Raw genomic sequence first — 12,420 nt, 5'->3', positions numbered from 1 at the left:
TATAGTAGTATTAATTGAAAATTTACTGGGGGGATACTATGGAACATAATATAACCTTAAAGGATAGGAGCAATTTAATTGTTTCTGGTGTAGAGCACATCTACTCCTTTAGCGATAAAAAGGTAGAAGTTAAAACAAGCGCAGGTGAAATGGTAATAGAAGGTGAAAACCTAGATATGAGTAAGCTGAGCATAGACGAGAAAGTTATAAATGTAGATGGAACCATAAATGCTATAATTTACTCCAAGGAAAGAAAAACACAAGAAAGCTTTTTTAAGAAGGTGTTTAAGTAGATGACTCCGTTTACTCAAGATGCTAGTTATTTTTTTGCAACTATTTACGGTGGGATAGTTGTAGGCGTATTATTTGATATTTATAGAGTTATAAAATCAAATTTTAAATTTATAAAATACTGCTCTTTAGTTTTTGATGCATTATTTTGGATTTTAACTACAATAACAGTTTTTATAACCGTAAATGCAATAGAATCTTTTGAACTGAGATATTATCATTTTTTAGCCTTATTTATTGGTTTTATTTTATATTACAACACCATAAGCAAATTTGTTTTAGCAATAATGAATAAAGTATTATATATTTTAACAGCATTAATCAAAAATACCACAAAGTACATAGTCAGTATTTTGAAGAATTTGTATTACGTTATGATATACACACTACACTTTTTATTTGATATGATATTTTATATACCTAATATGATTGTACTTATAAATAGGGGAGTAAAGAGAAAAACATTAGGTAAGATAAAAATAAGAAAAAAGGTGTAGGTTAATATGAACTTAAGAAAAAAATTTTCGAGCCAGTTTATAGTATTAACATTATTTTTAGGTGTCATAATAGTAGGCATGATGAGTGGATTTATATTTCAACTAAAAAAGTATAATGAATATAAAGAAGAAATTTATAGTCTCAATGAGCAAATAAAAGAGACTAGGCTAGAAATAAAAGAGGCTGAAAAAGCAAAGAGTAATAACGACCTAGAGACTATGGCTAGAGAACGCTTAAATATGGTTAAGCCAGGGGAAATCATATATATTGATATAAAAGAAGGTAACTAAGTTACCTTCTTTTTAGATGATAAATATTTAAGGTATATGAATGCATGTAAATATGAGATAATTAACATATATAGTTAAAAAATTAGTTGTACCTTATTATTGAACAAAAAAGAAAAAGGAGATATACCAATGAAGATAGGAGCAATTGATATTGGAACAAACTCAATGAGACTTTTAGTGGCTGATTATATAAATGGCAAGATAGAAAATAGAAAAAAATTTATAAATACTACACGAATAGGACAAGGTGTAGATAAAGAAGGATATATAAATAAAGAAGCGATAGATAGAAATATAAAAGCACTAGAAACATTCTCTGATATATGTAAAGAAGAAGGTTGTGAAAAAATATATGCAATGGGAACTTCTGCATTAAGAGATAGCAAGAATAAAAATGAATTTATAGACTTAGCCAAAGAAAAAACAGGCATAGATATAGAAATAATAAGTGGCGTAGAAGAGTCAAATTTAGGATTTAAGGGTGTGTTAGAAGGTCTAAATGAAAAAGATAATATATTAGTAATAGATATTGGTGGAGGATCAACAGAGTTTATAATTGGAAACCGAAAAGGAATAAGTTTTGCTAAAAGTGAAAATGTAGGAGCCTTAAGGATGACAGAAAAATTTTTAAAAAAAGATCCAATAGATAACAAAGAATTTGAAGATATGGAATTTTTCATAGAAAATACATTAAAAGATACATTAGAGTATATAAAAAGTTGCAATATAAGTTATCTTGTAGGCATAGGCGGAACTATAACATCTTTATCAGCAATTAACCAGGAATTAGAAGTCTATTCTATGGAAAAAATACACAATAGTGAAATATGCAAAAAAGATATAGATATAGTTCTACAAAGTTTAAAGAATATGACACTAAATGATAAAAAAAGATTAAAAGGATTACAGCCTAAAAGAGCAGATATTATAACTGCTGGTGTAAAAATACTAGATAAAATAATGGAAAAACTAGAAAGTCAAAAAATAATTGTAAGTGAATACGATAATTTGGAAGGATTAATCTGTCAAAAATCAAAAAATATGTCTTAATGTTTTTATTATAGAGAACTCATTATGACAAAAACATTACCCCCCTCTTTGTTACAATCTCATTATAAACAAAAGAGGGGGATTTTTTTATGGAGAAGAGTTCAGTAAAATTAAAAGATAAAACTATTAAAATTAATTATAGAAAATTTAATAGATATATGGAATTAAATACAATTGTATTTATATCAATGGCATTTTTGCTAAGTAGGACTATTTTGATGGATACTATAGCACCTCTGGGATTAGCATTTTTCATATATGTATCTAAGATAGAAAAATATAGACTTCCTGCTTTTATGGCAACGTTGTTGGGAATAATCTTATCCGGAAACACTATGCCTTATATTTTGAAGTATATCCTATGCTTAATTATATATATGTCAATAAACAAGAAAATTAAAGGTGTTAATTCAACCTGGAAGATAGCTCTTTTGGGAACTTTTATTATATTACCTATATCTATTGGACAAGCTCTTTTATCTAATAGATATGTATATGATATTTTTATAGCAATTATGGAATCGTCTATAGTATTTATCGGAATATATATATTTTCTTATGGTATTGATTTGCTGAGTAACTCTAATAAGAAAATAACTATGAATGTAGAAGAAATTATATCTTTAAGTATAATAGTTACTTTAAGTATTATGGGAATAGGAGATATGTATATCTTAGGGGTGTCTTTAAAAACAGTCTTGTCTACAATACTTATTCTTATGGCATCTATTATTGGAGGTGCAGCTATGGGAGCTACTTCTGGGGTTATAGTTGGAATAGCATTTATGATAAGTGATATAACTAGTGCTATATATATGGGAGTGTTCTCTGTATCGGGACTAATAAGTGGGGCTTTTAACAAATTAAACAAATATATTTGTATAATAGGGTATATATTATCTTGGTTTATGATATATGGCTATAGTCTAGGTGTTGGATTGGATATTCAACAAATGAGGGATATGTTAATAGGGTGCTTAATAGTATTATTATTACCAAAGAAAGCTTTTGATAGAATAGAAAATAGGATAAGAGTTAATGTGAACTCTAATGAAGTAGTTAATGACTATATAGATAGAATGAAAAGCTTAACTAATAATAGACTATTAAATATGAGCAAAGCTTATGATAGTATAGCAGATACTTTTGATAAGATTAGAGAAAAAGAAAAAGTTGTAGATCAAAAGGACATAGCAAGTATAATAGATATGATTTATATTGATCAGTGTAAAAACTGTGGAATGAAAAGAAGATGCTGGGACTTAAAATTTAATTATACATATACTCTTATGAATGAAATATTACAAAGCATAGAGGAAGAAGGAGAACTTAAAATAGACAGTGTACCAGAGGATTTTATAAAAGAATGTATAACTCCAGAGGGAGTAATTAAAACAATAAATAATTATTATAAGTTATTTTTAGTAGATTATAATTGGACAGTAAGATTTTCAGAAAGTAGAAAATTAATAGCAAACCAAATAAGAAGTATATCAAAATCTATGAAGTCTATATCCTATGATTTAGAAAATAATATTGTGCTAGACTTAGAGAAAGAAAATGATTTAAAAGATGAATTAGAAAGAAACTGCATTTCAGTAAACAAGATAAATTATATAACAAAGAGTGATGATGACTTTGAAATAGTAATAAATAAAGATAACTGCATAGATGGATGTCTATGCGATAAAAAGCTAACAAATATTATATCTGATTATATGGGAACTAGTGTATCTGCTCAAAAGGTTGGATGTAGATCTTTAGGTCAAGAATGTAAAATAACTTTTAGTAGAAGTCAAAAATATAAAGCTATAACTGAAGTGATATCAATGTCAAAAGATGGACATATATTATGTGGGGATAATTATACACATATGGAGATAAGAGATAGTAAATATATGATGGCCATAAGCGATGGAATGGGTAAAGGTCGAAAAGCATATGAAGAATCATCTATAACTATAGATATATTAGAAAAAATGATGGATGCGAAAATTGAAGATGAAATAGTTATCAACACAATTAATAACATGTTATTATTAAAATCGTCAGATGAGATGTTCTCTACATTAGATTTAGGAATAGTTGATTTAAAAAGAGGAATACTAGAAACTATAAAGATGGGGGCATGCCCTACATATATAATGAGAGATAATAAAGATATAGATTTAATATCCTCATCATCATTACCAGTGGGGATTTTATGTGATATAAACTTAGATAGAAAGACAACAAAGGTTAAAGATGGTGATTATATAATTATGGTATCTGATGGAATATTAGATGCTGGTAAGAATAACAATATGGGTGATAACTGGTTAATATACTTCATAAAAGATATGCAAACTACCAATCCAAAAGAGATAGCTAATTTAATACTAGACAAATCTCTTGAAATGCAAGGTGAAACTATAGAGGATGATATGACAGTATTAGTTACTAAGATATATAAAAATTAACTTATCAACATATTGTTAATAACATGTTATTAAAATGTGGATAAGTTTAGAGTTGAGTAATATTAGCCTATATATATTGAAAACACAAAGTTCGACAAAGTAAAACAATAAATAAAAAAATATTTTTTTGATGCAATGAAATTGTATACAAATAAACTAAAAGTATTTATTAACAATATAAGTGAATAACCTACAAAAACTTGTTGATAAGTATTAAATAATTGTTAATAAGTATGTTAAAAGTCAAAATTAAAAAAATTCCAATAGAATAAGAATATTGGAAAAACTAAATATTTGTCGTAATATAGATTGTTAATATGTTGATAAGTATGTGGATAAAGTGTTTATGTATAAATATTTAAAATGGTAATAGTTGAATAATAAGGAACAAAAAAGCCATCCTATAAGTAAGTAGATTTTATTGAAAGGATGGCTTTTTATGAGCAATAAAATATATTATAAAGCAATTATGATTTTGTCTATATCTGTTTTTTGTATAGGAGCTATGCCAGAAATATCTTATGGTAATGATTTTTTGCATAATAAAAGTATTATAGCAATAGACAATCAAGAAGAGACTAAACAAGAAAATAAGAAACCTATTGACTATAATAAGATGTGTTGGAATCTACAAGCATTATATAAAAATGATGCTGAATGGGAAAAAGATTTAAAAAAATTTACAAAAGATATAAAGGAATTAAAAAATTATACAGGTAAAATTACCAAGTCTAAGACTCATTTGGATTTTGCACTAGAAATAAAAGAAAGATTAGATATAAAATTAAATAAGCTTGGAGGATATGTAAAATTAAAAAAGGATATAAGTAAAAATTCGTATAAATACTTAGCAATGGATGAAAAATTAGATAATGTATATAGAGACTATAGAATGGTATGTTCAGGTTTAGAATTAGAGGTTCTGAAATTATCAGATAAAGAATTTAAAGAAATCTCATCTAGTAAGAAAATAAAAAGTAAATATAATAGATATTTGTCAAGCATAAGAAGTTCTAAAGATTATTATCTAGATCAAACTTCAGAAAACATACTTGCAGATGTATCGAAAATAACATCATTACCAGGATATATATATGAACTCTTTAGAAATATGGATAAAAAAACAAATTTAAATCCATCTGAGTATAGTCAAGCTTTAGAATCTTTTGATAGAAATGAAAGAAAATCAGCTTACCAAAATGAATTTGTATCTTATAATGACAATATAAATACTTTAGCAGGGCTATTAGTAGGACAAGTAAATAAGAATATATTTTATTCCACTCAAAGAGGATATGAGTCTTCTTTAGATATGTACTTAAAAAGTGATGGGGTAAACACCAAAGTATATGATAGATTAATCGAAACTGTGAGTGATAATACATCTAGCTTGCATAAATATATATCCTTAAGAAAAAAGGCTCTTAATTTAGATAAAGTATATTATTATGATATGTTTGTTCCGATAGTAGATAGTGTTGATAATAGTATAGGATATGAAAAAGCACAAGGAATTATATATTCAGCATTAGCACCTTTAGGTAAAGAATATAGTGATATAGTATATAAAGCTTTTAATGAAAGATGGATTGATGTATATTCGAAAGATGAAAAAGTAAGTGGTGCATATTGTTTATCTGTTTATGATGCTCATCCATATATATTATTAAATTATGGAAGCAATTTAAGTTCAGTATCTACATTAGCTCATGAACTTGGGCATGGAGTATACTCTTATATGAGTGCCAAAAATCAAAATTATTATAATTCAAATCCATCTATATTCACTCATGAGGTAGCATCAACAACTAATGAAGCTTTATTGTATGAAGTGTTAATAAAGAATGCTACAAATGATAAAGAAAAGGCATATTATATAACTCAATACTTAGACTTAATAAAAGATACAGTATTTATTCAGACTATGTATGCTGAGTTTGAAAAAATTATACATGAGATGATGGAAAATGGAGAAGTTGTAAATACACTAGTATTAGATGATACTTGGGGAAAATTACTTCAAAAATATTATGGTAAAGATTATGAATTAGATCAATTAGCAAAAGTAGGATGGTCTAGAATACCGCACTTCTATAATAGTTTTTATGTATATAAGTATGCTACAGGATGTAGTGCAGGTGTTGCATTTGCACAAGATATCTTAAAAAATGGTTCAGATAATTATATTAGTTTTCTAAAAAAAGGAAGTTCAGATTCCCCTACAAATCTTCTGAAAAAAGCAGGAGTAGATTTAACGAGTACACAACCTATAGAAAATACAATAAATAAATTTGATGAATTAGTTAAAGAGTTAGAAACGATTATAGTTAAATAATATAGGTTATTAGTAATATAACTATATAAAAAGTCCTATTTTTGCTAAGTAGGACTTTTTATATAGGATTGATTATTAATGGAAGGAAAGTCATATATAAGAATATAAAATGATTTTTTAAGCTATCAAAAGCATATTTAATATGATTAATACAATATGGATATAATTGAAGCAAAAAAGTAATTTTAAAAGATACTTATAAATATGGTATAATAGCAGCTAAGTATATAGAAGAGAGATTTTAAAGAATAATTTGTGGAGTACATTAACTCAATTATAGAGAGTATAATAAATAATTTATTTGAGGTGGAATAAATGGCGAAAAAAGATCAAAAGAAAAAAAATAAAATTATAGCAATATCAGTAGTAGTGGTACTTGTTGCTACTAGCATGACGACACTATTTGGATTATTAGCAGCTATGATGTAAGAAACTAACCTTTTGGTTAGTTTTTTATTTTAAAGAAATTTAATTAGATTTTTATATAGAATATTAATTTATAAAATTTTTTTAGATATTAAAAATACATGATTATATTGATTTATTATCTGATAAATTAAGAAAAATATATTTAAAATATAACATACTAATGTGTATAGGATTATTATAATACACTATATAATAAAAAGTGATACACATGTTTACTAATTAACGAATATAATATATAATTTTTCTTAGTAAAACTAACTAAGGAGATGGAGTATATTATGGATAGAAATTTGGCACTAGAACTTGTTAGGGTAACGGAATCAGCTGCATTAGTATCTTCTAAATTCATGGGTAAAGGAGATAAAAATGGAGCAGATGGAGCAGCAGTAGAAGCTATGAGAAGAGCTTTTGAATCAATAAAAATAGATGGTGAGGTTGTTATAGGTGAAGGTGAGCTAGATGAAGCACCAATGCTTTATATTGGTGAAAAAGTTGGTATGAGAACTAAGGGGAGTATGGAAGTTGATATAGCAGTTGACCCATTAGATGGGACTACATTAATAGCTAAAGGACTTCCAAATGCTATATCGGTAATAGCCATGGGAGCTAAGGGAAGCTTATTAAATGCACCAGATACTTATATGAAAAAAATAATAGTAGGACCAAAGGCAAAGGGAAGTATAGACCTAAATAAATCTCATGAAGAGAATATAAAAAATGTTGCTAAAGCTTTAGGTAAAAAAACAACTCAAATGACGATAATAGTTCAAGATAGAGAAAGACATAATGATATAATAGAAGCTGCAAGAAAACTAGGAGCTAGAATAAAAATGTTTGGAGATGGGGATGTAGCAGCTGCTATAGCTACTTGCTTCGAAGAAACAGGAATAGATATGCTTATGGGAATAGGTGGAGGACCAGAAGGTGTAATAACTGCTGCTGCCATAAAATGTATGGGAGGAGATATGGAAGGTCAAATATATCCTTTAAGTGAACAAGAGAGAGAAAGATGCCATGAAATGGGATTCTCTGATGAGGACTTACAAAAAGTTTTAACTATTGATGACTTAGCAAAAGGAGATGAATTATTCTTTGCTGCTACAGGAATTACAGAAGGTGATTTATTAAAGGGAGTAATACAAATAGGCAACAATAAGGCTAAGACGCAATCTGTAGTTATGAGAGCAAAAACAGGGACTATAAGGTTTGTTGATGCAATACATAATTTAGATAAAAATGATATATTAATAGATTTAATGAAAAAATATAATATGGAATAGAAGTATAATAAATATAGGTTTTATTGTCCAAATAAGCCTATATTTTTTTATCGAGGAAATATAAATATGCATAGATAGTTTAAAGTTTTAAAAAATAGTATAATATATAATATATAGAATAATTATTATATAGCCATGTTTGTATGTTGACCAGTATAGAAGATAAGTGATATTATAAAAATTAATTATAAGTAAATCTTTTCTTTTTCACACCTTTAAATCCCATAGATTAAATGGAAGATATAATAAAGAGATATAGATGAGGAGGATTCTTTTGAATATAGATAACATAAAAGTATCTGAATTAGACGACAAGACTCTACTTCAGTTAAAAGAGATAGCAAAAGAAATAGGCATAAAGTCTATAAGTAAGTATAAAAAGAATGAATTAATAGATATAATAAAAGAAAGTTTAGAAAAAGACAGTGTAGAGAAAGAACAGAAAGTTAAACAAATAGAAGTTAAAGAAGAGAGAAATAGTCAACAAAGAAACGAAGAAAATAGAAATAATCGTAATACAGAAAACAGAAATCATAGAAATAATACGGAAAATAATCATAGAAATCATATAGAAAATAACAATACTAGAAATAATAAAGGATACTATACTCAAAAGGTAGTAGATGAATCTAAAATAATAGATGAATTTAATACATCAAAAGATGATGAGGTAGTAGGAGTTCTTGAAATACTTCCAGATGGGTTTGGATTCTTAAGAGGGTCAAATTACCTATCTACAGAAGGAGATGTTTATGTATCGCCTTCTCAAATAAGAAGATTTAATATGAAAACTGGAGATAAGATAAAAGGAATAACTAGACACCCTAAAACAGGAGAAAAGTTCAGGGCTCTTTTATATGTTCAAAAAATAAATGACGAGAAGCCTGAAACAGCGATACAAAGAAAGGCCTTTGAATTATTAACTCCAATATACCCAGAAGAAAGACTTACATTAGAAAGACATCAACATGATATAGCTACCAGATTAATAGATTTAATATCTCCGATAGGAAAGGGTCAAAGAGGATTAATAGTTGCACCTCCTAAAGCAGGTAAGACAAGCTTATTAAAAAATGTAGCAAATAGTATAGCTAAAAATCATCCTAATGTAGAACTTATAGTACTTCTTATAGATGAAAGACCAGAAGAAGTTACTGATATGAGAGAATCTATTAATGGAGATGTTATATACTCAACATTTGACCAAGTATCTAGCCACCATGTTAAAGTCGCTGAAATGGTATTAAATAGAGCACAAAGACTAGTTGAACATGGAAAGGATGTAGTTATATTATTAGATAGTATAACTAGACTTGCGAGAGCTTATAATTTAACAATATCTCCAACAGGAAGAACTTTATCTGGAGGACTTGATCCAGGAGCATTACATGGGCCTAAGAAATTCTTTGGTGCAGCTAGAAATATAAGACAAGGTGGTTCGTTAACTATACTTGCGACTGCTTTAGTAGAAACAGGTTCTAGAATGGATGATGTAATATTTGAAGAATTCAAAGGAACTGGAAATATGGAGCTTAACTTAGACAGAAAGTTAGCTGAAAAGAGAATATTCCCAGCTGTAGATATATACAAGTCAGGAACAAGAAGAGAAGATCTATTACTTACAGAAGAAGAGAAGTCAGCTTTATATAAATTAAGAAGAGAAATGAGTAATAATTCTGTATTAGAGGTTACAGATAAAGTTATAGAATTATTAAAAAGAACAAAGAATAATGAAGAGTTTATCAAATCGATAAAAGGAATTTAATCTAAAGAAAAACTGCTTGTACCAATAAAAAACTTATGTTATAATGGTGTAGTTGATAATGCAAAACGAAAAAATTAATATAGTTAATTTATAAAATTTGAGAAGAGGTGAATATGATGCAAAAAGATATACAACCAAAATACGAAGCTGTAGAAGTACGTTGTGCTTGTGGGAACACTTTCAAAGCTGGTTCTGTTAAGGACGAGATAAAAATAGAAATATGTTCTGAGTGCCATCCTTTCTATACTGGAAAGCAAAAGAATATAGAAGCAGGTGGAAGAATAGACAAGTTCAAGAAGAGATTCAAAATGGACTAATCTTTACAAAAATGGAGTTGGGCAGCCAACTCCTATTTTAATGTAATCTAACAATCATAGGGGGTACGAAATATGTATAGACCTGTAAATCACGGGTATATAGAGGTTGTCATAGGACCTATGTACAGTGGTAAAAGTGAAGAGCTTATAAGAAGATTGAGAAGAGCTAAAATAGCAAAACAAAATGTAGTAGTATTTAAGCCTCAAATAGATAATAGATATAGTAAAGAGGATGTTGTTTCACATAATGGAGACAGTATAAATGCAATACCTATAAGTAATGCAAGAGAGATATATAATCATATAGATAATAAGACTCAGGTGGTAGGAATTGATGAAGTTCAGTTCTTTGATGAAGAAATAGTTGAAATAGCTATGAACTTAGCAGATAAAGGTATAAGAGTTATTGCTGCTGGTCTTGATATGGACTTTAAAGGAGAGCCTTTTGGACCAACACCAAAGTTATTAGCTGTTGCAGAATTTGTTGATAAGATACAAGCTATATGTTCAGTATGTGGACAGCCAGCTAATAGATCTCAAAGATTAATAAATGGAGAACCTGCAAGATATGATGACCCTATAATACAAGTAGGGGCTGTTGAAACTTATGAAGCTAGATGCAGAAAATGTCATGTGGTTTATAAAGATAAAAAATAATTGAAAGTAAAGGGAGTTTCTTAAAATGATGTTAATCACCAAGGAATGCTCCCTTTTATAATATAAAAAGTCTATTTTAATACATACTCTTATATTATAATAAAGAAATAAGTAAAGTATAAAATAAAGAGGTGAATTAATGAAGAAGCAATCCGTAGGTGGTCAGGCTGTAATCGAAGGGGTTATGATGCAGTCTAAAGAAAAAAGAGCCGTTGCAGTGAGGAAAAGCAATGGGGAGATTGTTGTAAAGAAAAATAGAGTAAAAAGTTGGATAAAAGATAAGAATATAGATAAAATACCATTTTTAAGAGGTTCATTTGTATTAATCGAGACAATGGTAGAAGGTATTAAAAGTTTAAACTTCTCATCAGAATTTTTTTTAGATGAAGAAGAAGAGGATGCTTTTGACAGGTTTTTCAAGAGTATATTTAAAGATAAAGCTAATGATGTGATGATAGGTTTGACTATGATAATATCTATTATTTTATCAATAGGATTATTTGTACTAATTCCTACTGTAGTAGGAGGTTTGTTTTCAAAATATATACAAAGCGATTTCGTATTAAACCTAATAGAAGGCTTTGCTAGAATAGCTATTTTATTTATATACATAGTAGGAATATCTAAGAGTAAAGATATAGAAAGGGTATTTCAATATCATGGTGCCGAGCATAAATCTATATACTGCTATGAAAGTGGAGAAGAGCTTACAGTAGAAAATGCTAGAAAATTTACTAGACTACACCCGAGGTGTGGGACTAACTTTTTATTTATAGTTATGTTTACGTCTATTATACTATTCTCTTTCTTTGGATGGCCTAATCCCATATTAAGAGTGGTTATGAGAATAATATGTATTCCTGTGGTTGCTGGAATATCTTATGAAATAATAAGATTTCTTGGGAAATATAATAATAGTCTTACTAAAATTGTCGCATATCCAGGAATGTTTTTACAAAACTTTACAACTAAAGAACCTGATGATGAGCAATTAGAAGTAGCACTAACAGCATTAAAAGCTGTAATAGAAGAAAAATAAAGGTGATAAT

11 protein-coding genes are annotated in these 12,420 nt (G+C 27.9%); all 11 read left to right on the top strand.

Annotation, left to right across the window (positions count from 1 at the left end):
- Positions 1-38 precede the first annotated feature (38 nt).
- The 11 genes from I4U66_RS11510 (at position 39) to I4U66_RS11460 (ending at position 12,410) form a co-directional block, all read left to right on the top strand.
- Positions 39-293 carry a YabP/YqfC family sporulation protein gene (locus I4U66_RS11510; protein ID WP_092921439.1) on the top strand — a complete coding sequence of 85 codons (255 nt, stop codon included), beginning with the start codon at positions 39-41 and terminating at the stop codon, positions 291-293.
- Positions 294-788 carry a spore cortex biosynthesis protein YabQ gene (yabQ, locus tag I4U66_RS11505; protein ID WP_092921437.1) on the top strand — a complete coding sequence of 165 codons (495 nt, stop codon included), beginning with the start codon at positions 294-296 and terminating at the stop codon, positions 786-788. It begins immediately after the preceding gene.
- 6 nt (positions 789-794) lie between these two features.
- Positions 795-1,079: an FtsB family cell division protein gene (locus tag I4U66_RS11500; protein ID WP_092921435.1), complete on the top strand. Its 285-nt coding sequence runs from the start codon at positions 795-797 to the stop codon at positions 1,077-1,079.
- A gap of 129 nt (positions 1,080-1,208) precedes the next feature.
- Positions 1,209-2,129 (top strand): Ppx/GppA phosphatase family protein, encoded by a 921-nt coding sequence (locus tag I4U66_RS11495; protein WP_092921433.1) that lies wholly within the window; start codon positions 1,209-1,211, stop codon positions 2,127-2,129.
- An 89-nt stretch (positions 2,130-2,218) separates the two neighbouring features.
- Complete coding sequence (gene spoIIE, locus I4U66_RS11490) at positions 2,219-4,588, top strand: stage II sporulation protein E (protein ID WP_092921431.1); 2,370 nt, start codon at positions 2,219-2,221, stop codon at positions 4,586-4,588.
- Between the two features lie 616 nt (positions 4,589-5,204).
- Positions 5,205-6,923 carry an oligoendopeptidase F gene (gene pepF, locus I4U66_RS11485; RefSeq protein ID WP_442970812.1) on the top strand — a complete coding sequence of 573 codons (1,719 nt, stop codon included), beginning with the start codon at positions 5,205-5,207 and terminating at the stop codon, positions 6,921-6,923.
- 707 nt (positions 6,924-7,630) lie between these two features.
- The gene (gene glpX, locus I4U66_RS11480; RefSeq protein ID WP_195928997.1) at positions 7,631-8,632 is read left to right on the top strand and encodes a class II fructose-bisphosphatase; all 1,002 of its coding nucleotides are present in this window, start codon (positions 7,631-7,633) and stop codon (positions 8,630-8,632) included.
- Between the two features lie 259 nt (positions 8,633-8,891).
- The gene (gene rho / locus I4U66_RS11475) at positions 8,892-10,397 is read left to right on the top strand and encodes a transcription termination factor Rho (protein WP_092921427.1); all 1,506 of its coding nucleotides are present in this window, start codon (positions 8,892-8,894) and stop codon (positions 10,395-10,397) included.
- A 116-nt stretch (positions 10,398-10,513) separates the two neighbouring features.
- The gene (gene rpmE, locus I4U66_RS11470; RefSeq protein WP_092727659.1) at positions 10,514-10,714 is read left to right on the top strand and encodes a 50S ribosomal protein L31; all 201 of its coding nucleotides are present in this window, start codon (positions 10,514-10,516) and stop codon (positions 10,712-10,714) included.
- A gap of 72 nt (positions 10,715-10,786) precedes the next feature.
- The gene (locus I4U66_RS11465) at positions 10,787-11,371 is read left to right on the top strand and encodes a thymidine kinase (RefSeq protein WP_092921425.1); all 585 of its coding nucleotides are present in this window, start codon (positions 10,787-10,789) and stop codon (positions 11,369-11,371) included.
- A 139-nt stretch (positions 11,372-11,510) separates the two neighbouring features.
- Positions 11,511-12,410, top strand: a complete 900-nt coding sequence (locus I4U66_RS11460) for a DUF1385 domain-containing protein (RefSeq protein WP_092921423.1) — start codon at positions 11,511-11,513, stop codon at positions 12,408-12,410.
- The last annotated feature ends 10 nt before the right edge of the window (positions 12,411-12,420 follow it).

Origin of the sequence: Romboutsia sp. D33t1_170424_H2, assembly GCF_015669105.1 — a bacterium.
Classification (GTDB): Bacteria; Bacillota; Clostridia; order Peptostreptococcales; family Peptostreptococcaceae; genus Romboutsia_C; species Romboutsia_C hominis.
The sequence above is the reverse complement of the archived record's forward strand: the minus strand, read 5'-3'. Positions and strand labels throughout refer to the sequence as shown.

What these genes read in the sequence shown, in the direction of transcription:
- I4U66_RS11510 (WP_092921439.1), top strand. Translation starts at nt 39, where the DNA reads ATGGAACATAATATAACCTTAAAGGATAGGAGCAATTTAATTGTTTCT.
- yabQ (WP_092921437.1), top strand. Translation starts at nt 294, where the DNA reads ATGACTCCGTTTACTCAAGATGCTAGTTATTTTTTTGCAACTATTTAC.
- I4U66_RS11500 (WP_092921435.1), top strand. Translation starts at nt 795, where the DNA reads ATGAACTTAAGAAAAAAATTTTCGAGCCAGTTTATAGTATTAACATTA.
- I4U66_RS11495 (WP_092921433.1), top strand. Translation starts at nt 1,209, where the DNA reads ATGAAGATAGGAGCAATTGATATTGGAACAAACTCAATGAGACTTTTA.
- spoIIE (WP_092921431.1), top strand. Translation starts at nt 2,219, where the DNA reads ATGGAGAAGAGTTCAGTAAAATTAAAAGATAAAACTATTAAAATTAAT.
- pepF (WP_442970812.1), top strand. Translation starts at nt 5,205, where the DNA reads ATGTGTTGGAATCTACAAGCATTATATAAAAATGATGCTGAATGGGAA.
- glpX (WP_195928997.1), top strand. Translation starts at nt 7,631, where the DNA reads ATGGATAGAAATTTGGCACTAGAACTTGTTAGGGTAACGGAATCAGCT.
- rho (WP_092921427.1), top strand. Translation starts at nt 8,892, where the DNA reads ATGAGGAGGATTCTTTTGAATATAGATAACATAAAAGTATCTGAATTA.
- rpmE (WP_092727659.1), top strand. Translation starts at nt 10,514, where the DNA reads ATGCAAAAAGATATACAACCAAAATACGAAGCTGTAGAAGTACGTTGT.
- I4U66_RS11465 (WP_092921425.1), top strand. Translation starts at nt 10,787, where the DNA reads ATGTATAGACCTGTAAATCACGGGTATATAGAGGTTGTCATAGGACCT.
- I4U66_RS11460 (WP_092921423.1), top strand. Translation starts at nt 11,511, where the DNA reads ATGAAGAAGCAATCCGTAGGTGGTCAGGCTGTAATCGAAGGGGTTATG.